The organism is Tolypothrix sp. PCC 7712, assembly GCF_025860405.1.
GTDB lineage: Bacteria > Cyanobacteriota > Cyanobacteriia > Cyanobacteriales > Nostocaceae > Aulosira > Aulosira diplosiphon.
The window spans coordinates 8293818-8316487 of the sequence record NZ_CP063785.1 but is presented as its reverse complement, the minus strand read 5'-3'; the positions used below and the strand labels follow the sequence as shown (position 1 = coordinate 8316487).

At 39.5% G+C, this 22670-nt stretch carries 18 protein-coding genes and 2 pseudogenes; 1 reads left to right on the top strand and 19 read right to left on the bottom strand.

Annotation, left to right across the window (positions count from 1 at the left end):
• Positions 1-14: 14 nt before the first annotated feature.
• The 10 genes from HGR01_RS33835 to HGR01_RS33790 form a co-directional block, all read right to left on the bottom strand.
• Complete coding sequence (locus HGR01_RS33835) at positions 15-1973, bottom strand: WD40 repeat domain-containing protein (protein ID WP_045867945.1); 1959 nt, start codon at positions 1971-1973, stop codon at positions 15-17.
• Between the two features lie 35 nt (positions 1974-2008).
• Complete coding sequence (locus tag HGR01_RS33830; RefSeq protein ID WP_045867946.1) at positions 2009-2737, bottom strand: cytochrome b/b6 domain-containing protein; 729 nt, start codon at positions 2735-2737, stop codon at positions 2009-2011.
• 251 nt (positions 2738-2988) lie between these two features.
• Positions 2989-4587: an Hsp70 family protein gene (locus HGR01_RS33825; RefSeq protein ID WP_045867947.1), complete on the bottom strand. Its 1599-nt coding sequence runs from the start codon at positions 4585-4587 to the stop codon at positions 2989-2991.
• A 183-nt stretch (positions 4588-4770) separates the two neighbouring features.
• Positions 4771-5727 (bottom strand): UV DNA damage repair endonuclease UvsE, encoded by a 957-nt coding sequence (uvsE, locus tag HGR01_RS33820; protein ID WP_045867948.1) that lies wholly within the window; start codon positions 5725-5727, stop codon positions 4771-4773.
• A 35-nt stretch (positions 5728-5762) separates the two neighbouring features.
• A complete protein-coding gene (locus HGR01_RS33815) occupies positions 5763-5888 on the bottom strand; it encodes a hypothetical protein (protein WP_255525088.1) in 126 nt (41 codons plus the stop codon).
• A gap of 88 nt (positions 5889-5976) precedes the next feature.
• Complete coding sequence (sbcD, locus tag HGR01_RS33810; protein WP_045867949.1) at positions 5977-7230, bottom strand: exonuclease subunit SbcD; 1254 nt, start codon at positions 7228-7230, stop codon at positions 5977-5979.
• Positions 7231-7411: 181 nt separating this feature from the next.
• Complete coding sequence (locus HGR01_RS33805; protein ID WP_045867950.1) at positions 7412-8479, bottom strand: NAD-dependent epimerase/dehydratase family protein; 1068 nt, start codon at positions 8477-8479, stop codon at positions 7412-7414.
• Positions 8480-8509: 30 nt separating this feature from the next.
• Positions 8510-9625: a hypothetical protein gene (locus HGR01_RS33800; protein WP_045867951.1), complete on the bottom strand. Its 1116-nt coding sequence runs from the start codon at positions 9623-9625 to the stop codon at positions 8510-8512.
• Between the two features lie 3 nt (positions 9626-9628).
• On the bottom strand, positions 9629-10936 hold the full coding sequence (locus tag HGR01_RS33795) for a glycosyltransferase (protein WP_045867952.1): 1308 nt from the start codon (positions 10934-10936) through the stop codon (positions 9629-9631).
• A gap of 141 nt (positions 10937-11077) precedes the next feature.
• On the bottom strand, positions 11078-12166 hold the full coding sequence (locus HGR01_RS33790; RefSeq protein WP_045867953.1) for an NAD-dependent epimerase/dehydratase family protein: 1089 nt from the start codon (positions 12164-12166) through the stop codon (positions 11078-11080).
• Here HGR01_RS33790 and HGR01_RS33785 point away from each other — a divergent pair.
• A complete protein-coding gene (locus HGR01_RS33785; protein WP_096621920.1) occupies positions 12147-12494 on the top strand; it encodes a hypothetical protein in 348 nt (115 codons plus the stop codon). The genes HGR01_RS33790 and HGR01_RS33785 overlap by 20 nt on opposite strands.
• A gap of 452 nt (positions 12495-12946) precedes the next feature.
• Here HGR01_RS33785 and HGR01_RS33780 read toward each other — a convergent pair whose 3' ends face one another.
• The 9 genes and pseudogenes from HGR01_RS33780 to HGR01_RS33740 all read right to left on the bottom strand — a co-directional run bounded on the left by HGR01_RS33780 (position 12947) and on the right by HGR01_RS33740 (position 22670).
• Positions 12947-13438, bottom strand: a complete 492-nt coding sequence (locus tag HGR01_RS33780) for a DUF4149 domain-containing protein (RefSeq protein ID WP_045867954.1) — start codon at positions 13436-13438, stop codon at positions 12947-12949.
• Between the two features lie 554 nt (positions 13439-13992).
• Positions 13993-14715, bottom strand: a complete 723-nt coding sequence (locus HGR01_RS33775) for a class I SAM-dependent DNA methyltransferase (protein WP_052335047.1) — start codon at positions 14713-14715, stop codon at positions 13993-13995.
• A 58-nt stretch (positions 14716-14773) separates the two neighbouring features.
• Positions 14774-15838, bottom strand: a complete 1065-nt coding sequence (locus HGR01_RS33770; protein ID WP_045867955.1) for a UbiA family prenyltransferase — start codon at positions 15836-15838, stop codon at positions 14774-14776.
• Positions 15839-15874: 36 nt separating this feature from the next.
• Positions 15875-17155, bottom strand: a complete 1281-nt coding sequence (locus HGR01_RS33765) for an ABC transporter ATP-binding protein (RefSeq protein WP_052335048.1) — start codon at positions 17153-17155, stop codon at positions 15875-15877.
• A 3-nt stretch (positions 17156-17158) separates the two neighbouring features.
• A complete protein-coding gene (locus HGR01_RS33760) occupies positions 17159-18061 on the bottom strand; it encodes an ABC transporter permease (protein WP_096621917.1) in 903 nt (300 codons plus the stop codon).
• Positions 18058-19401, bottom strand: coding sequence for a glycosyltransferase (locus HGR01_RS33755; protein ID WP_045868838.1), 1344 nt, complete (start codon positions 19399-19401; stop codon positions 18058-18060). Before HGR01_RS33755 ends, HGR01_RS33760 begins: the two co-directional genes overlap by 4 nt.
• 593 nt (positions 19402-19994) lie before the next feature.
• Positions 19995-20525: pseudogene (locus HGR01_RS33750) on the bottom strand (WcaF family extracellular polysaccharide biosynthesis acetyltransferase); the annotation flags it as partial.
• Between the two features lie 123 nt (positions 20526-20648).
• Positions 20649-21404 (bottom strand): annotated as a pseudogene (locus tag HGR01_RS33745) (glycosyltransferase family 2 protein); the annotation flags it as partial.
• Between the two features lie 126 nt (positions 21405-21530).
• Positions 21531-22670, bottom strand: a complete 1140-nt coding sequence (locus tag HGR01_RS33740) for a glycosyltransferase family 4 protein (RefSeq protein WP_045867957.1) — start codon at positions 22668-22670, stop codon at positions 21531-21533.

The window sequence follows — 22670 nt, the reverse complement described above, 5'->3', positions numbered from 1 at the left end:
ATTGCCCTTATTTCCTATTTTCCTTGCAAGCGGCGCAAAGTTACCCAACCCCAACAATGTTTCATGTCATAGCCTTGTTGGTGACATTCTTCTCCGCCACTGACAATTTTTGTTCCCTGACTATTAATATCAATGCTGTTAATCGCGTTGTGACTAGTGAAAATTTCTTTACCTGGAAGCGTGGTGTTCTCTCGCTTTCCTGATGGTGTGAGTTGCCAAACTGTGACTCGTTCGTCATCGCTAATTACCAGTTGGCGAGTGCCTAATGGCCCTGCAAGAGTACCACCTTCACGAAATAATAAACCACGTATCGGTCTTTTTGCTGTTGCTGCCCATTGGTCTATTATACAGTTTTGATTAATTGACTGTTCTGATTTATTTGCAGCAGTTTGGCTTTGACATTGATAATCTAATATAGTTACAAAGCCATCAGAATCAGCCGTTGCTAACAGTTGCGAAGAACCTGGTAAAAAATTGAGGTTCAAAATTCGGTCATTATTTCTTAATACGCTGTTTGTAGCTTGGATAGAAAATTCCGCTTTAATAATATCTAATTGAGTTAAATATTCTTTAGTTAAAGATGTCCGACTTTGCGGCTGACGATTAATTTTCTTGAAATCCAGTAAAGTCAATAACTTTTTATTCCCAGTAATAGCCAGAGTATTTTCATCCTCACTTAAGGCCATTGACCAAGCTTCATAATCGCCACCTAAGCTAATAACTCTTTCTGGTTGTAGTTGCCATGTGTCTTTTGCAGAGTTGTTTACCCAGATAACTATATTACCACTGCCATGCCCAGCTATTAAATAATGATTATCCTTCGTAAATGCTAAAGTAAAAACTCTATCTTTATTGTCAACTATTTCCTGAATTGACAATTCATTGATTTTTTGACGCTGTTTGATATTCCACAGTTGAGTTACTCCGTTATCTAATCCAGCCGCAACTAACTGATTTTCTGGAGAAGCGAATTCTAACGCTAATACAGGTTCGCTATTATCTTCTGATTCTGGCTGATTGAGTTGATGTAAACTCTCACCATCAACCCGCCAAAATTTAATTGTGCCATCCTCAGCACCACTAACAACTAAGTCAGCATTATTGTTTAAACGCACTGCATTCACCATTTCTGTATGTGCAGGTGTTTCTGTATTTAATATTAATGATAAAAGTGCAGATAACAATCCTAATATTACAGCCAGCGAAACTAGTTGTAACCATATAGGAATGATAGGTAAAATCAGCAACTCTAAATCCTGGCTAGTAGGTTCTATATCCTGCAAGCGCTGATTTAATAAGCGGCTTCTAACTGTAAATTTTAATCTTTTTGACCATCCTATCCAAGGGCGTTTCGCTTTAATTTCTAATAACGCTGTGGTGATTTGCTGGATTGTTAGAGCTAAAGTTTCTGGCAATAGTTGAAAGCTAAATCTGCGAGTGTTTTGTCCTTGAACTTGAATATATACTGATTGCTGTAAATTGCTGAGATTATTAAAGATTAGTTCAAAACTGCCAGTATGAGATTTCCAATTAGGTAACCATTTTCCCGTGTGAGGAATTTGCAATTTTTGTGGAGTTACAGCAAATTTGACAAAACCTACGGGCAAAACTTCTATATAACCTTGAGCGCTAAGAGAGTAGCCCTCCGGAGTAATCGCTTCTATAGTAAAGGGATATTCTTCACTGGGTGCGTCTTTTACAGGTGGAGGTTGACATTGAAAAATTATTTCTGCTTGCGCGCTAGCAGGTACCACCAACTTTCTTTCTCTACTTCCTTTGAGCCAAGATGCATCTAATCCAACAAAACGTAGTATTACCTCAACAGGTTTTGGATTACTATTTCGCACCCCGACTTTAATATCAATAGGATTGTTAGGTAGAACTTGATATTTCCGCCCTGAAAGCAAATTGATACTTAAATATTTTGCTCTTTTCTCAGCTTCTCTTTGCAGATTTAGCCAATTATCTTCCATTTTTTCATGTGTGCTTGCTCATGATTAATTCTAAATTATGTTGACTCTCCAGCAGATAAAATTAGAGGCAATATTAGCGCTGCTAAAATGCCCAATATGACAATTATCTCTATGATTGCTAGAGGTAAATTATTTTTTATTAAATGCTTAATTCCTCCCAGATGTTCTGATAAATTACTTAACCAATTCTGCAAACGTTTAGACCATTTTTTCGGATTATCTTCTGGGCGGATCTGAGCCGAAAATATGGAAAGTAACAACGGCACACCACCAACTTTAGCAGACATTAAAACGTGAATTGCTAAACAACAAACTATAATTACCCAAGCAATCAGATGTAAGTAGTACCAACTATGATTTAACTCTCCTGTGGGCAACCATCCTTCTTGCATCATTCTGCCAGACAACACAGCTAAAAGCGCCGCAATTAGCATCAGCGTATTAGCAATTCTTTGCAAACTTACCCACCAAATTGGTTTACCAACCTGAGCTAAATTTGGCAATGAATCTTTTTGCAATAGCCTTTTGTTACCAGCATGAAAACTATAGAAGGCAAACACCGGGAAAAGAACAAAGAAAAAAACTGCAAATGTGCCGTGAATATCGATAATTCCCTCAATCCGAGGGATCAGTATTTTCCCAAATCTGCCATCGAAGCTATTGTAAACTAAAAAGCCTGTAATCATGGCGGCGATCGCTAAAATTCCACTGACACCATGAAGTATCTTTAATAACAAAGGCTGATAGGGGGCAGAACGGGACATGAGCAATTACCTCATACCAATTTTAGATTTTGGATTTTGGATTGAGAGTCTCAATCAAAACACTATTCCAGCAATCTCAAATAATACTACGTTTCCCGTTAGCATTTTCTATCCTACTGAAGTGCAAAGTTTAGTAGAGGTATGGTGTATTATGCCAGATAATGTAACTGTAATGCTTGAAATTGAGGGTGCGTTGTGCTGCGCGACAACGCACTCAATATCTTTCCAAAACCAAACAGAAATTCTAATATCTAACTTAACTGTGCCACGAGTTGATTTTCTAATACCGTGTCATTAGTTAATAAATCCTCAACTGTGATCCGTAAAAAGCGCTGATCGTCAACTTGAAATTGAATTTTGATGCGATCGCTTCCGGGAAATCCTGGTGGTGTTAGTTGGGCTATGGTTCTAGCCCCTTCTTTATCGTTGAGGGGTTTGACGGTGGTTGCGCCACTATCTAAACGACGGGTAATTAAGCGATCGCCATCGAAATACACTTCGGTTCCGCCTGACTCTGCGCCTAATTCACCCATAATTAACTCAATGCTGGGCTGATTTTCTAAGGATGCGCCTAAAACTAATTCTACTGGCTGATTCATCGGGTAAGCTTGCCCAGCCTTAATAATCGGATGCCAACTGTGGCGCTGATTACGCCGATCCCAATAGCGGACACCGTAACTATGGTAGAGAAAGTCTTTGATTTCTATCCCTTGAGTAATTTGCAGTGCACCTTGGGCGATCGCTTCAAAGGGACGTTCGCAACGGATTTTGTCTGAGTCAAAATACTGTTTTACCCATGTCTGCACTGCTGGTAGTTGTACTGTACCACCAACTAACAACACAGCATTAATATCTGCAAGTTCTATCCCCTGTCGTCTTGCTTGCTGTAGCAAACTCGTCATGGAATCATCCAGACGCTCAAAAAATGCGTGTTCTTTGAGGATATTCTCTAAAGTTTCGCGGTTGAGTTCAAGTTCGTAGCTTTCAAATGATTCATCGTCAAAATAAACTTCGCTGGCTTGGTTCTGCGTGGAGAGTTGAATTTTGACTCGTTCTGCGAGGCGCGTTGTCAGGGGACTTACCGCCAATCCTTGAATTTTGGCAAAGTGATCGACTATCCAAGTATCAATATCAGTACCGCCTAAATTTTGCCCAGCTTTCGCCAACACGCGCGCAGTTTTAACTTTCTGCTTGGAGTTTTCCGCTAAGGATTTATTCCCCCACTTCAGCAGAAAACCCACAGGTTTAGTATTTGCTTGCACGCTTTGATCCAAGCGCACCAGGGATAAATCTAAAGTTCCGCCGCCAAAGTCAATCACCAAGAGAATCTCTTCATTAGCCAAGCCATAACCCAAAGCGGCGGCTGTCGGTTCATCCAACATCCGCACTTGTTCCACAGGCAGCGCTTGACAAACTTGTCCTAACCAGTGGCGATAAGTTTCAAAACTATCCACAGGTACAGTTAACACCAGAGAATCTAAACCACCTTCTTGCGGTGCTAACTGTGCAATCACCTGAGTCAGAAACCATTTACCTACTTGCTCAAAGGTGACAATTTGCCCATCAAGTTCGGGTAAGAAACCTTGAATATCCGCACCAATTCCCCGCTTGAAGCTGCGGAAAAATCGCGCCTCGCCCTTGAGATCGAAACCGCGATCGCGCACTTGTTGCCCTACTAAAACTTTACCTTGTGTTGCGTCTTCAACATAAACCAAACTGGGAATCAGTGGCGGATTCAGACTTTGTTGAATTGATAAACCAGGGAGATTGAGGGTTTCTGGCTGTTGGGTAACAGGGTTCCAACGAGCAATGACTGTGTTACTAGTACCAAAATCGATTGCGATCGCCATATTTTAATTTATTATCTCGCGCCAAAGTTAGGGCATTTACTAGCAGAGGTGTTTCTAGACAGTTGGGGAAAGGGTAAGGGTAAAAGGTGAAAGGTATTAATTCATCCTTTGCCCTTTTCCCTTTCCCCTTCACCGCAACTAATTCTGAGGTTCCCTACTTCCAGAAAATGCCCAACAAACTACTTATTTGAGATTATTCTCTATTAACCACCACGAGCGCAAATGTGCGATCGCTTCTTCTTTGCGTTTGGCTTCCACTTCAATCCACGGTGCTTGATAATAAACGCTCGGCATGGCGGTAATCATATCACTGTGTTTGCGATCGCGGAAAGCCGTGTCACCATTAGAAATATGCACTAATTGCCAATCGGGATGTTTCCAAGTTTCCCTAGCAGCGTAAAACATCTCAGCTACACTCGCATCGTCGTAGCTATCTAAATTTTCATGGCAAATATGGTGATGGGCATCAAACACCATCGGCACACCAGCTTGCTGACAGACTGCTAAAATTTCACTACCACTATAGGCGTATTCGTCATTTTCAAAAGTCAAGCGGCTTTTAATCGCTTCCGGTAAATCCGCAATTACCTTTACTAGTTGTGCAGTCCGTTGAGATTTACCGCCATGAATATTCATTAAAGACCAAGGCGATCGCGGTAGACCCAACAAGTCAAAAGTGCGGGCGTGTCGTTCTAAAATTTTGATGCTGGTTTGTAATACTTCAGGAGAATCAGAACTCAGCACCACAAATTGATCGGGATGCAACACCATTCTGATCCCTAAAGACTGGGATTTCTCACCAATTTTCGCTAAATCAGCACTCATTTCCTCTAGGATATTTGCCCCAATCTCATCTTCCATATCACTGAGGGGAAACAAAGCCGAGGATATCCGATATAGCCGAATCTGGTGCTGCTGACAAAAAGATAGCGCATCATTTAAGCGTTGCAAGTTATGCAAATACAATTCTCGCAAAACGCTAGCTTTCTGTTCTAAATCTAGCTTTAAATAGCGAGTGCGCGTGATTGTCCGAAAGCGCACTTGCTGACCAACAGTAATGCAAACTAGTCCCAACTCTGGCTGAGAAACCTTGTGTAAATCCTCTAGATTAGTTAAATTTTGGTACTCGATTGTAGTCATTAACTCTATTGCTCAAGTCTTGGCGCTTCTTAAATTTAACTAACTTTCGCAACCAATGAGTCAGTATCTAAAGGATGATCATGGGCATGGGGCATGGGGCATGGGGCATTGGGCATTGGTAATGAGTAATGAGTAATGGCTATTCTCCCCTGCTGCCTCATCTCCCTCATCTCCCTCATCTCCAATCCCCAGTCCCCAGTAGTTATTGAATTTTGAATTTTGAATTTTGAATTTTGAATTGATTTGTCCCTAATCCCTCCCAGCCCCTTCCAACCATACTTCTACATCATCCGCGAGTAACTTCTGTGCAGCTTCTACCATTGAGGCTGCTATATCTTTGAGGTCTTCGCGATTACTCAAGTAAGTTTTTAATGCTTCCATTGGATCGATGCTACTACTGGCAGTCAGTTCGGGGATGCGGGGTCTAGCTAACTGACTGAGTAATTCTGGATGAATTGTGTAGGTATGAGCCGAACTTAACGCATCATGGAGCGAGGAGTTATCAATTAAATCTAGCTGTTCGGAACGCAGTTTATAGATTAAGCGGATGACAGCATCTTGGATATCATGTTTTGCGATCGCTTTTAAGATAGCTGCTTGTGGATCGTCTGCTTTCGAGATATCCACTTCAATTGTGCGGAAAGTCCTCACAGATAAGGGACAAAATTCCCAATTTGCCTGACCTTTCTCTAATTCTATGAGCACATAACCTTTATCTTCTTTTTCTTCACTAAAATCTACCCGCTCAATGCTTCCTGGATAGATTACTGGCGGGTCATTAGATTTATTTAAATTTTGGTGACGGTGGACATGTCCCAAAGCCACATAATCGAAACATGGACGCGTCAATAAAGATAGCGGTAAAGTAAAGCCTTTACCTACAGCCAAAAACCTTTCGGCTCCCAAAGAAGCATTATCAGCCATTAAATGTGCTAAAAGCACAGTAGGCACTTGTGGATCGAGACGGCGAATTTCCGATTCTAAAACCAGTTGCAGACGTTCAGTTAACAGCTGATTAACTTCTGCAAGTGATAAACTTTCAGTCTCTTGGCGAGTCATCAACGTCGAACGCGTCAGCCAAGGGAGGGTAATAACTTGGACTTTACCACTGCGGGTTTGGATGCGATGAGTTGTCACCGTATCTCCCACCACAAACCCCCGCACTCCCAACGTGCGGTAAATACACAAACTTGCCCCGCCAAGCCCTTGGGAATGCTGGTCATGGTTTCCCACTAACAGCACTGTCGGAATATTACCATCCACCAAACGGCGGAATTGACTAGCAAAAGCTTCTTGCACATACGGGGGTGGCGTAGCATCAGGAAAAGCATCACCGCCAAAAATCACTAGATCAACATTATCTGTTAATGCTCGGTCAATACAAATAGATAATGTATTGACAAAATCCTCCAGCCGCGTATTTAATCCTGTCGCTGGATTAATGCGTCCGTGGGAGAAACCACTCCCCATGTGGATATCGGAAAGATGAAGGATTTTGATCATTATTTGTCACTTGTCCTTAGTCATTTGTCCTTTGTTTATAGTAATGACATATGACTAAGAACTAATACCACCTTGCATAATTCTTAGTGAAGGAAAAGAGGCATTTTAAATTTGAACATACATCAATGCAATTGAAAGCATGAGTGTAGAGGAATTCAAAATATTTTTTCTTTCGCAAGGTTTAATTAAAAATATCACTGACTTGTTGCTCAAATTTAGCAATCCACTCATAAATTTCCGTGAGAGTCATTTTGGCATCTTTTTTAGGTTGCCAACCAGTAGCATTCATCACTTTATGTGAGTCTGTAATAAAGATAGGAACATCACCTATTCGGGTTTCTGGAATGGAGGTAATTGGAACTTTATTGCCAGTAATTTCTTGGCAAATCTGAGTTGTTTCATATAGTGAAAGTGTATTATTGACTCCACCACCCACATTAAAAGTTTGTCCTTTTAATTTCTCTAAATTGTGAATCTGTAAGTCAATCAAGTCTAGTAAATCTGACACATGTAAAAAGTCTCTGACTTGTTTACCTGTTCCTCCATAACCGATGTATTTTAAAGGTTTTTGAAAGTAGTGAAATGCCATCCACAAGGCAAAAACTCCTTGATCGACTTTACCCATTTGCCAAGGCCCAGTTAAAACTCCACACCTATTAATTAAAGTTCTTAGCCCATAAGCCTCACCATATTCCGCAATCAGTAATTCTGAAGCTAGCTTTGTCGTTCCATAAAGAGAGCGTGCTTTATCTAAAGGAAAATCCTCAGAAATACCGTGGCTAGATACACCTGGCAAAGGCTGTTGTTCTAGTAGTTGAAAGCGGGTTTTTTCTTCTGTAAATTTCAAGGAATTGAGGTAATCAATCGGATATATCCGACTAGTAGACAGAAAAATAAAATCTGCTTGCGTTTGACGAGCTAATTCCAAGCAATTAATTGTTCCGACTAAGTTCGTTTGCAGTACATACCCAGGAGATGTATATCCAGCTAATACTGAGGGTTCAGCCGAACATTCTAAAATCAAATCTGGCTTAAGACTTAAAGGATCTAAATCCTCTGAACTTCTCACATCACCATGAATAAATTCAATTCTGGCTTGTTTAAGTCGAGGTAAATTTAATTCTGAACCACGTCTTTTTAAGTTGTCTAACGCAGTTATTTTCCAGTCAGGATAGCGTTGAGCAAGTCCTATACCCAATGCACTGCCTACAAATCCTGCACCACCAGTTATCAAAATATTTCTAGTCATTTACTTGACTGTCAAATTAAAATTTTTATTTTATGGTCTGATTAATCTAAAAATCTCTAAAGGTAAAGGGCTGATTAGAGAAGCTTTAGTGTAAGTAATATGTAGAGCAGGAATAAGCAGATTGCCAAGAACAATCAAGTTTCTCATCTGTGTTTGCCCCCAAATTATATCTTTTGGAACTGCTATCCAACCCCAAACCATTAAAGGCAAAACCATAGCAGCAGAACGGCTCATATCCGCGGCTAAGATCGTGATTAATATAGCTGAAGTCCAAAATAAGCAGAAAACAGCTAAAAAGTAACGGATACCACCTGTTCGGAACAATAAAATAAATGCAATGATGAGCAAAATCCATCCCAAACGAAATGCCATCCACCAGCCCATTGGGAACCAAGGCAGCCAGGTAAAAAAACCACCAAAGGTAGTTTTTAAGAATGTACTAGAAACCGCATCACCTTGAATCAAGGTAGTAAACATCCGAATACTGATGTATGGGACTAAAGCAATCCCAGTAAATAACATCAATTTAAGGAGAGATTGCTGACTTTTTTCCTGAAATGTTTGATGCCAGCGAGTAACCAAAGCCAAGGGTAAAGCGAGCAAAAATTTTTCATCCAGCCACGAACCAGATAAGATAGCAACAATGAGCAAAAGAGGATTTTGAGCAAACGCAACTGTCATCAGTCCGCTTAAATACCACGCATCATTCATACCCAACCACCCAGTAGACACTACTACCGCAGAAGTGGTTGAAACCAAAATACAACCAGTAAAGCTGAACCACCGATTGTTGGTAGTGCGTAAAATTATCCAAGCTGTTTGCGCTAATAAAACGATAACTCCTAGCCAAGACAAAGATAGAGCAAACCAACCCCTAATATTGAAAAAATGACAAAAAACTGGAATTAACAATCGCCATCTTAGTGCGCTTTCAACATCCGCAGCCCAAGGATTTTCAATTTGATGAAGAAAAGAATTAGCACGATCGGTTTCAAAAGTGCCTATTTGATTTAAATCCCAAAGAATGAATCGTGGCGAGAAGAAAAAAACACTTACTGATAGAGAAACAATTACCGTGAAAGCTAAAAATATTAATAATGGTTGTTGTTCAAGTTTTTTCTGAAAAATATCCAGTGGTTTATACATAAATTAGGGATTATTTTTTTGGGGGATTAATGTTTCAGTCTGCTGGCGAATGTAATCTCCACGGGAAAGATACTTCTCTAGCAAAATACTGAGTACAATAAATAAATATCTACTTCCCATTTCCTTAATTTTGAGTTTTGAGATTCCGGCTTTACGATTACTCCATTTAATAGGAATAACTTTATAAGAATATCCTCTAATAATTGCCTTAAGAGGTATCTCAACTGTTAAATTAAAGTGATGAGATAAGAGAGGAGAAACCCCTTCAACTACTTCACGGCGGTAAATTTTAAAAGCATTTGTTGTGTCATTAAATGATAAGCCAAATAAAATTTGAATAAATAAATTAGCTAAACGATTAACAATTAATTTATGAGTGGGGTAGTCAATTACTTTGCCACCCCTAATAAATCTAGAGCCAAATACACAATCATATCCTTCTTGCAGGTTGTAATAATAATCAATGATATTTTCTGGAGAATCGGAACTGTCTGCCATGACAATAGCTACCGCATCCCCTTGAAAGTTTTCTAAGCCGCAACGCACAGCAAACCCGAAACCGTTAGGATAATAATTATTGATATAACGCACTTTGCTGTTTTCAGCATTGAGTTGTTGCAGTAATTCTTCAGTGCGATCGCGGCTGTTATCATTGACAACCAGAATTTCGTAAACAATTTTTTCTGCTTCCAAAATTTGGCTGATAGATTGAATAGTTGTGACGATACAACCTTCTTCATTATGAGCAGGAATTACAATCGAGAAAACCTTAATTTTTCTCGAATTTTCTGATTGTAGGGGTCTTGGTAAAGGAGAGCGATTTTCCAATGCAGGAGCCAATCCTTCTGGATAATAAATTTCTGAAGAAAATTTTGTTGCTCGCTGAGAAGATTTAACAGATGTTTTAAAGACCAAGCGATCGCTAATTATATAATTGAGTGCTGCACTCAACAATACACCTACTAAAGTGTTAATTTTATAATCTACCTTCAACCAATCTAATAAAGGAAATAAAATGAATATTCTTACAATTACAGCAGCACCAGCCGATACATGATAAAGGGGTATTTGTCGCCATAGTACTTCTCTAAAAGTCCAAGCACCTCCCGGCCAAACCCATATCCTGTAGATTAAAAAACTTGCTAACAGCGACAGTTCAATTGACACGGCATTAGCAACATTGCGTAAAGTAGATGTGTTAAATCCTAGCCACTCTATTAAAGCAAATATCAAGAATAAATTGATGGTTGCTGCTATGCCGCCACCCATAATAAACTTGGAGATTTTTGCTTGGAATAACTTTTTCAACATATTGAATAATTCTCTATCTTGCTATAAAAATAAACATTAATGATTCACGGGCGCGATGATTTGACAAAAATTTTTCCTCCAAGAAAATACCATAGCAAGGGTATATCCAGATAGACTTACAATAAATAAAAATGACTTTAATTATCTAAAAATCAAATTTTTTATTGATGGCCAGCGAGCAATATTTTCATTGAAAATCTCTTGAAGAATGTCAGTTATTGTATAAGTTAGTTCCCAATTCGGATATTGGCTTTTGAATTTTTGGACATCACTAATCCACCAGATATGATCTCCAATCCGATTCGATTCCACATAGTTCCAAGTCAGCTTTTTATCAGTTATGGCTTCACAATGGCCAATTGCTTCTAACATCGAGCAATTACTGAAGCGACTACCTCCGATGTTATAAACTTCAGCTACACGTGGAGCCTGATAAAAATGGTAGAAAGCATTGACTAAATCGTAACTGTGGATATTATCACGAACCTGCTTACCTTTATAGCCATACACTTGGTAGGGCTGTCCAGTGATTGTACATTTCATCAAATAGGATAAAAAGCCATGCAGTTTAGTCCCAGAGTGGCTGGGGCCAGTCAAACATCCCCCACGAAAACAAGCTGTTTTCATATTGAAATAACGGCCGTATTCTTGCACTAAAACATCTGCTGCTACCTTAGAAGCTCCAAACAGCGAATGTTTGCAGTTATCAATACTCATTTTTTCATTAATACCCTGGTAGTAGGGATGGGTCTGTTCAATTTCCCAGCGCAGGTCTTTCTCAACTAGTGGTAATAAATTAGGACTATCTCCATACACTTTATTGGTAGAGCAAAAGATAAAGACGGCTTCTGGACAGTGTTGACGAGTATTTTCTAGTAACACCAAAGTACCATTGGCATTGACTGTAAAATCGGTGTAAGGATCATTAGCTGCCCAATCATGGGAAGGTTGAGCCGCAGTATGAATAATCAAACTTATATCTTGACCATAGGTGTGAAATATTTGAGAGATTGCCTCATGATTGCGAATGTCAATATTATGGTGAATATATCGGTCGCCATAATCTTGTAAAAGGCAATCGCGATTCCATTCTGTTGATGCATCTTTGCCAAAAAAAACTTGCCGCATGTTGTTGTCAATTCCAACAACTGTAAAGCCGCGATCGCAAAAAAATCTGACTGACTCGGAGCCAATTAACCCGGCTGATCCTGTGACTAAAACTATTTTCATTGCTCTATGCTCATTCCATAAGAATTTAAACAAAATTACTTACAAAAAATTAAGCGGTAAAACTATAAATTTACCGATATTTTTCCGTAATTGCAGCCATAACATTGCTGCGATCGCTCTAGGAATATTAATTACTTGGTATATCTATCGCGTCAAAAATAGTTATTTGACTAATAATGTTGCCGTGAGTTATTTTCAAAATCAAAAGCTTGCCAATACAAAACTACATTCTGACTACCTATGTCTCTCAAGCCGAAAAACTTGTGGTTTTCAGTATGTGTTAGGTCAAACTCTTAATTCAGAATCCAAATATAATATCAAATTATAAAAAAGCTTTTAAATCTTACAAAGATCTAAAATTTGAGTCAATAACTGATACTTTTTTATAGAGTCAGCGGTTCTAGCTTTTCATAATGTAGTTTTAGCATACCAATTTCTCAAGAGCCACATTTTTAATACCAAAATCTCAAAAATACTTAAATTTTATCCATCCATAACTGACTTATGGATGGATAGAATCCGATATTTTCCATCTTCAAAGAGGAAATAGAAGTATAAGCTTACTTGCAACGATAAACTTATATGTCAATATGTCAATATGTCAAAAAAATGGTAGAGCGGAATTGTGCCCGTCTACCAAAAGAAAAAAAATCACTTCATTAATATTCAAAAATCTTTGCACTGTACAAAATAAATCAAGTGGTTTTTAGGGAGATAACTTAACCTATTGAACAGTGAATAACTTACACCTGTGATATCAGATCCCTAAACCCTGCCTATTTAAGGCTCTTGTTTCCAGCAACAGTTTAATAGCGCACCGCCTGCGATTAACTTCACTAATTCCAATACCCAATAACTGCCGTGAAGAAAATTCATGGATGTGGGAATAGTAGTCTCAGCATCAAACGCATTAAGATGAATTGCGATCGCACTCATCTGTGGAGTCAAAAAATAGGTATCTAGCAAAGCTACAGCTAACAGGATGACAGACAAAACAATACCATTACGCCGCCAGTTAGCTTGGGTTTTGCTCAAAGTTAGTACACCAGTTAATACTACAGCCGCTGACAATAATTCCACGCGATTAAAATTCCAAAAAATCGCATAGCCAACTGTAGAAAAACTTGCCTGGGTCATCATGCCAGAAATATAAAGGCTAGGCATAATTACCCAATCTAAAAGTAAGCTAGCACTTAGCCAAAAGCCCAGAGTCAATAAGACAGCAGGCCGCCAAAAGGACTGCTTAAAGTGAGAGTTAGAAAGAGTATGCATAAGAATAATTGCTGTGTTGTATTCTTAGTTTCCCTCTCTAGACATAATTTTGACAACAGTTATCAATTATCCTTTACAAACAAATAGCGACTTGTGACAGAAAAGATAACAGTTGTTGAGTTTGGTTAATTAAATTGTTAATACAATAATTAAGTTTATATAAGAATAGTTAAATTGCAAAATTAATTGTATGTTTTAGCGATCGCACTATCATAATTATCCCGCCCTTAACGGAAGTTCCGAGCTAATAGCATAAGTCCACTCAAGTGGGCTGAAATATGCAGATTAGTTTACGAAAGTACATCTTAGCTATGAGCTAAGGAATTCCATCCCCAAACTCCATAGCAACGAAGCCAGGATTTACAGCCTCAGGTAAATAAACCACAGGGGCACAATAATGTTTGCCACAAAAGTTGTTTCCAGTATGCTAGTTCGGAAGTATAACGACCAAGAGTATAGTTATCTAAATGCATAAATGTCGATTACCGAATATTAGGATTGAGGCTAGCTCCACTACGTACTAAGACAATCCAGAAGTGAGAATTTTTTATACATCAATCAAATTTATATTTTTTCTTTCTTGCCAAAATTGCCCTATAATAACCATCTGCATATTCAAGAACCTCTACAAATTCAAAATAGGTTGCAAAGATATCAACCATGTATTCTATTTGAGGAACTAGCATATTATCGTGACGTTTGCCACTAGCTTCAATCCATGACCAAAGGACTGCCGTAACTAAAATTTTTCCACCATATACAGGAGCATTTTCAACTGCAACATAAGGAATTTTGATTTCCCCGTTGTAAAGATTTTTTGCAGGCTCGCAGATTGGCATAAAACAAACACCATCATCAGTAAGCCAATCTGAGATATTTTCAATTAGCTGCTCGATTTCTGATATCGATTCTACAAAGCTATATGCCCACCACATTGAAGAAATAACATCCCATTGCCCTTTGTCAATCAGTGATTTATTTCTAAAGTCGCCTTCAATCAGTTTAATATCTGGATTTTTACTTCTGGCAATTTTGAGCATTGCTGGTGAAAGATCAAAACCTGTTCGCTCTACTTCTGGAAACTGGCTGAGAACATAACCTGTACCACAAGCAACATCTAACCATTGTACTGCTTTACCTTTTTCACTTAAGATATTCATTAATATTTTAAGTTCACAAGCTGTTTTGATTTGTGAATGAATATCTATTAAAAATGTCTCGTCATATGCTTTTGCATAAGCTTCATCATAAGTTTCTAGCACTTGTTCAGTCTTCATGTTACTTTTATCCTACAGAATTTTTGTGACACGCGAAAATAAATAATATTAGTTCATACTAATTAAAATCAACTTTTTTCTCTAGAAAATACTGTTTGATTTTGTTAGGAATTTCCCATCTTAACAAACCCCAAATGTCTCTGAACCACCACCATATACGCTGAAAATAGAGTAGCAGATGAACACCTATAATAATTAAATTTACTGAATGATTGCCAATAGCTATACATAGAAACCCTAAGGGATAAAACACGTCATAGTATTCAAATAATAGAATTCGGTGGTTGTCTTGAGGAGCAACAACAACAGGAGCTATTTGCCAGAAATAGTAGCGAAGCCATTCTGTGACTAAATATAATCCTAAAAAAGCCCAAACTAAAATATTATTATAAAGCACAAATATTCCAACAAGTGCCACAATTTCTGCTGGGAAAATGATCCATTTTCCCAAATTTTCTAACGTTTGAGGAGAAGTTTGTAGTGCAAATGTGTATACATCAGCACGAACATCATTATCGAAATCAAGGATTTGATGCCAGAAAATGCCTCTCAATCCAGAAGTCAACGACCAAATAACAATAAAAAGTAACCAGATAGCTGGTAAAGTCTTATTAGCATCATAAACCACCACAAATACAGCAAACATTTGCGGTAAGACATTTGCACCCATTGCATCCGCCAGAGTTCCTAAAAATCCGTGCTGTTTTAGGCGCATGGGGGGTAAGGAATAAACAGTAAAGATTAACCAGTTAGTTAAATAAATGCCGAGAGCCAGATGATTTGAGATAAGTAGTATTGATACTATGATTCCCGGCACAATAGAAGCTATGAGAACTAGTGCGATAAAAAGGTTTGATCGCCCAATCATATAGTTGGATTTACTACTGATCCGATCTTCTTCTCGATCACACACATTATTAATTACGCTAGTGTAGCTTGCACCTATAACCAGAGCAATCAGGACAAATATCAGAGAATGCCAGAGCGTTATCAAAGGTGTGTCTAAAATTGCAGCAGTACCGTAGGCGGTTCCCAGAACAGGTGCTATTTTGTATGCCCACCAGTCATTAGCTCGGACAATTTTAAGCACTTGCTGAAATCGATTCACTGCTTGATTAGTCATAATTACAATTCTTTTTTTGGGTGATTGAATTGTGTATTATTCCCAGTTGATAGGGAGATAGAAGATCGCTTTTTGACCTTGAGCAAGTTGCAGGGCTGGGTCAATATAGCTCTTGACCTCAAAGATAAATGGAGCATCTTCATAACCTTTAAGTCCTAATAAGGCTTGTGTCTCGCACTCAAGCACCGAAGCAATCAGTTGATAGCGACCAGGCATCAGAGGTAAATTATCGATAGTGCCACAAAATTCATTTTCCCCGACTTGCAAACTGTAAGAGCGATCGCCGTAGCCTCCCAACACCACTGCTAAAGGAGACAAATCAGCCTGTCCTAGGGAGAAGCCCAAAACAATCCGAGGATATGTAATCTGAGAATGACAGACTAGGCGAAACCGAACTTTGCATCCTGGTCGAATTTCCCCTCCATCTAATCCATAGATTTCAAACTGCTGAATCTCAACCGCACCAAATTGCTTTCCTAACACAGGCATTTCCTGTATTTCTACTTCTGACTGAGTTGGTAAAGGCAGATTTATCGCTTGCTGGTAGTCTTCTTCTCGCACTTGCATTAGTTCGTAATAAGCGTGAAGAATTTCCATTGTTGGGCCTGTACTTACTACCTGTCCTTCATTCAAGAGAACGCAACGGTGACAAAGTGACTGCATGATGAACAAGTCGTGAGAAATCAGTAAAATTGCCCCGCCTTTTGTGATGTAGTCTCGCAAATAATTTTCAAACTTTTGGCGAAAGCGAATATCTCCCCCTCCTAAGGCTTCATCGATAATAAAAACATCTGGTTGTAATTGTGTGTAAATCGAAAATGCCAGTCGTAACCTCATACCTGTACTATAAGTACCTACTGGCGCATCAATAAAGTTACCGATACCAGAGTAATGGATAATCTCATCAAGACCTTTGTCAATTAGGCTATTGCTGACTCCATGTAGGGATAATTTGTTGTAGATATTCTCTCGTCCTGTCTGAATTGGATTCAGTCCTGAATCACCATCCATCAGGACAATTTGATCGGTGTACCAACGGACTTGTCCCAATGTTGGGCGCAGAATCCCGGTGAGCAAATTCAGTAATGTACTCTTACCTGCACCATTGTGCCCAACTAACCCCAGAACCTCGCCAGCATACAACTGTAGATTTACATCCCGTGTTGCCCAAAATTCACCAGGACGCAAACGATCATCTCCCCAGGGAGAACGGCGAAACTCCCGCAAAATATCCTGGGCAGTGTAACGCAATGCTAGCTCTGGACGGCGACAGAAGCGTTTAGATAAATGCTCTGCTTCTAAAAGAATGTGTGCCATCAGCTAAATAAGCGATCGCTCAATAATATAGGGCAAACAAAGCCGACAAAACAACCAACCACTGACTAACCACAGTATTCCTAGTGGGAATAACAGTAGGGCAAACGCACTAATTTCTCCCACCCCATAAGCCAACCAACGGGTTGCTTCTAACACATGGGTAAGCGGATTCAACCAATAGAGGTGATAAGCCCAACTTTTTGGTTGCACTGCTACAAAAACAGGGGTGACACCGAAGAGCAACCAAGGAAAGAAATACATCAGACTTTCCAGATCTCGACTGAGTACATTCCAGGGAGCAAGAAATAGCCCTAATCCAGCACCTAAAGCAATGATGGTGAAAAAGCCCAAGAATGACAGTAGAACTGTAGCCGCAGGTGAGATATTGAAAAACAGAAACATAGCGATGATCACTGGCAAGCGGACGATAAAAGCAAAGTTAGCCTCAGCTAAACCTGATAAAATTAGCCCTTCAACTGGAATTTTTTGCCTAATCAGCAAATGGCTATAGCGGCTTAGGAACATTCGCTGGCTCTGCATCGCTTCCAGAAAAGTTTGCATCATGATCAAACCAAAGATGCCATAAACTTGAGGTGGAATTGCACCCCTAGTTAAACCAGGAATTTGTGCCCGCTGCCCAACAGTTAGCAAGACTGCAATCATCACTGAGGGCATAAATGCCCAGAAGAGACCAAGCGAAGAATAGCGATAGCGTTGAGCAATGCCCTGAAGAAATATTCGCTTTGCGATTTCGGTGGAAGAAAGCAGATCACAAAGTGCTTCTCTGAGAAATCGCTGACGGTATTGTAACTGGCTGCCACTGCTAAGAATTTTCAGGGGAGTTAGGGGAACATGGTCATCTGTTGATAACGATCTCTGACGATTTAAGGGATCAGGTGCAGTCATAATGACATAGAGGAAAATTTTGAGAGGCTGACGGCATCGATTTCGCTGACATTTTCAGATGTCTGACAAAGTTGCAAGAGTTTATGTGCAAATACGCCATCTGGATCAGGTGGAATAATTTCTCGAATCGATTGAGCAGCTTTGTGACCAATTTGCTCCCATTCATATCGACGTTGCCATGCCCGCTCTAGCACTTCATCAATTGCTTGGCAGGAGGGTTCTTGAGCCACAAACCCTGTAATATTATTGGTAACTACTTCTGAGACACCCCCAACATTAGTTACAATCCCTAATCTGCCACACATCATAGCTTCGACCAATGCTATGGGTAATCCTTCAGCGCGGGAGGGTAGAATTAAGCCATGAAAATTCCGCCAAACTTCCACAATATTTTCCACAAAGCCAGGGAAGCTCACGTTTTTCACCCCTAGGAAATCTGCCATCTCTATCAACCCTTCTCGATTAGCTCCCTCCCCAAAGAATGTAATATGTAGGTTGCGCTGTCTCCACTTTTTTTGCGCCAACACCTGTAATAAGATGTCTTGCCCTTTATCAAACAACCACAGACGAGCAACACATGCGAGTTTAAAGCAACCATCCTCTGGATGCTTCCAAGGCAAAGCACTTGCTACGGGTGTTAGATATGGATTTCTGATTACCTCAGCATGAGATAACTTTTGACTTACTTGCATTTGGGTCAAACATAGGTTGTGCTGAGACACAAAAAAGCATTTCTTCGCTTCCTGAAAAGCCTTTCGCATTAGGGGACGTAAGTGATCACCAGGCCAGCGATCTTCCCCTGCTTTTTCAGAGAGAATCACGTAAGGTAGTTTCATCTGCTGGCAAAGTTCAGCAAATGCCAAGCCATCAAAATTCTCTCCCTGAGAAATGACTACCAAAGTAGGTTGCAATTGCCCCAATTGCCTTGCTAATGGGGAGAGTCGAGAGGTATTAGTAGAGCGCCACTGTCCTGGTAAGCAGGGATTGAGGAACAGATGCAAATGACCTAAACGTTGACGAACTTGCTTCACAATCTGCACGCGACCTAAACGCCCAAGAATTCGATTCACAATCCGACGAGAATTGCGTTGTAAAACAAGGGTGTCAATAATTACAATTCCAGCTTGTTCTAATTCAGCAACTCGGGAATGAGTCTTGTCAACATTGATCTTAAAAACGTATGTCTGATTTCCTTGTCGCTGTAAATACTTTGCTGTTGCTGACCAAAGCTCTTCGCTGCCGCCCCAAGGTTCATAACAAGAACTCATGAATACAATACAACTAGATTGAGTATGAGTGAAAAATTTAGCCGTAGCAGTTAGTTTTGCTTGAGTCCGCATTTTTACATTCAAATAGTTTGTATCAGTATAAGCGTGCTTCATAGTCACTTAATCAAGCTGTATAATATTTAACTAATTGAATAAGCTATTAGGCGAATAAACTTGTATATTTCTCACTCAGGTTGTCAACTCTCAAGAGTCCAGGGTCAAAGGATAGCTCGGACTTTTGAACGTCAGTTCACTCAACCGATAGCGAAGCAGTAGCGAGTCATCTCCCTTGGCGCAGCCTCTCCCTTTGGGAGAAGGGGAGACGCTACGCGAACGAGCGTCGGGAACCTCCACATGTGACTTGCTCCTCTTGACCCTAGGCAGACAGCCCTAACGCAAAAATATTTTATCTAGGTGATTAACAGCTTAATTATTCAGAACTTACGCAACTGGCATATACTCTCACGTAGATCAAAAGCTTTTGGCAATTGATTCAATAAACAGGGTTTCAGCCATCGTGAATTGCAGGGCGATCGCTTCCACATTTATTCTTCACTAGTCTCTAGTTCCCATTCCCCAAGCAAATCCTCATCAAGAATGTGACGGGTATGAATGAATTCATCTGCTGGGGAGATCTGAAGTACATCTTCTACTTTTTCCTGAACTCTGCTCTTGACAGGTTGCGCTGGGTTACCTGCATAAATTGTCATTGCTTCTAAAGAGCGTCCTGTCACTCCTCCTAATGCTAGAACTGCTCCCTTTCCTACTGTCACTCCTGGGCCAATTACCGACTTAGCTGCAATCCAACTACTTTCTTGAATATAGATTTGTTCAGGAATTAGTTTAAAATCTGGATGGTACCAATCATGATTGCCAGTGCAGAGATAAACACCTTGCGATAAACATACATGATTTTCAATCACCACAGATGCAAGGTTATCAATCCAAGTATCTTCTCCAATCCAAACGAAATCACCAATGGTTAAACGCCAAGGAAACTTTACCCGCACTCCTGATTTAAAGCGGACTTTTTGTCCAATCCTAGCGCCAAAACTGCGAAGTACCCAAACCTTCAGATTGGAAAATGGTAGCCAATTGCTTTCAACTATAGGTGACCCCAGGAAATGCCACAAAACTTGCTTCCAGTAGGGTGCGCCTGGGGTATAACTGCCCAGAGTATAGTTATCTAGATGCATAGATTGCTTAGTTGAGATAAGGTAGAGGCGATCGCTATTACTCAGAGATTGATATTGACTAGTACCACCATCAGCCCTATCTATTACCGATGTATGACTAGGTGCAGAATCATTAATTTTTCCTTTTTCAGCTTCAATAATATTAATAGCCAATAGTAATTCTGCTAACACACGCTGAAACGCATAGTAAAAACCTCGCCAGCCATCCAGAATCCCACCTTTGATAATCAGGCAGTAGAAAAATATGATGATGGGGGCGAGTATCTTCTGTTTACGAATGCGATCGCCCAAACTGAGTTCGCTACTTGGTGTCTGTAGCAACTTCTTCGCCTCTATTACCATGTAGCGATCCTGCGCCCATAGCCAACGACTTAGAGGTTTGCGATCGTCATGATATATGTAGCCCGAAAGTAGTGAAGAATTTCCCTCTATGCTGACACGATGAGCGTGACCGTCATCTTGATAAATTGCTTTTGCTTTTTTATATAAAACTGCTCTTGGTGGCAGTAATGTACCATGCAAGGGCTTACCAAAGATACAATACTTGAATCTGACTTTATAACTATCTATATTAGGCTCTGCTGATAATGAATGAATTTCATTAATTAACTCATCACTTATTATATAATCAGCATCTAATGATAGTATCCATTCAGATGTAACTTTTTCTATTCCAAAATTACACTGAGCAGCAAAAGAATCAAACTTTCTTTGAAAAACTTTTACTTGATGGTGAGAAGATAAAATTTCCAAAGTAGCATCTGTGCTGTAACTATCGATAACAACAATAGTCTTTGCCCAAGTCAAGCTTTGAAGCGTACGAGAAATATTAGGAGCTTCATTATAAGTAAGAATAAGAGGTGTTACTTCATTTAGCATATCTACTATTTACGAACTTTAACAACCATAACAGAACCCATAATTGAAGGAAAATATCTACTTAAAGCTTCAAATGGTTGCCTACGTTCAGCACCATAAAAATCTTGTATAGTTTTATTTTGCATATTAGAAGCTGCTATTTTTGAATAGTAATATTTTTTCAAAATCAGCAAGATATCTTTGGGTAACTTGCTCATAATTAAATTCTTGAGCTTTTTGAGTAGCTTGTATACTCATAGTGTTATTATTATCAGAATCAATTATTGCTGAAAATAATTTATCTGATAGATTTTTAGCGGCATCAACAGTCCGATGATTAAAAAAGTAACCAGTTTTACCATCTTCAATAAAGTCCTTAAAGCAAGCTAAGTCTGATACGACGGGAACCAGACCCGATGCCATTGCTTCTAGTGGCGCAACTCCAAAAGATTCGCCTTTTTCTGCCAATGAAGGATAGCAAAAAATATCAGCTTCTCGATAAGCTTCTGCTAACTTATATATATTAAAAATAGGTTCTAAAAATTCTACACTTAAGCCGACAGATTGTGCATCAAGTTTGCGTAAATATGTATCACCACCACCACCTTGATTTTCTTTTATAGGGCCAATAATTCTTAATTTCACTGTGGAAATTTTCTGTGATAAAATTGAAAACGCATCTAATAGAAGATGTACTCCCTTCTCTGGATGAATTCTACCTACATATAAAATGAGCTTTTCTTTTCGAGCTAATTTTGGCTGAGTACTTGGTGAAAATATGCGAGTATCAATAGGATTAGGGATAATTTCCATCCGAGATATAGCCGCAGGATATTCTTTAGCAATAGCTTCCTGAATAGCTTGTGATGCAACTGCAAAAAAACTGGTTCCTGCATATAACCAATACTGTCCTTTAGGAAAGCGGTTAGCATTAATTACAACCTTACCTGCTTTAGGACGTAAACATGCAAATATAGGTAGCCAAAAGTCGTTGATAACTAAAATATCAGCATGAGGTAATCTAGGAAATGTCAACAAGCTATAAAAGAAGTCTTTAAGTAAGTCTAGGGTAATATTAGTGCTTTGTGGAAATCCTCCATGTCGAATGTATTGCACACCATTAATTACCTCCGTGTGAGGCTGACTTGGATAAGAACGGCAGAGAATACTTACTTGATGGCCTCTAGCAGCAAATTCTTCTGCTAGACCTTGCCACAGGCGAGGAATAGCGCCTCCTTGCACTGCCGGAACAGGTAACCACGGGCCTGTTGCAATATTAATAATCAC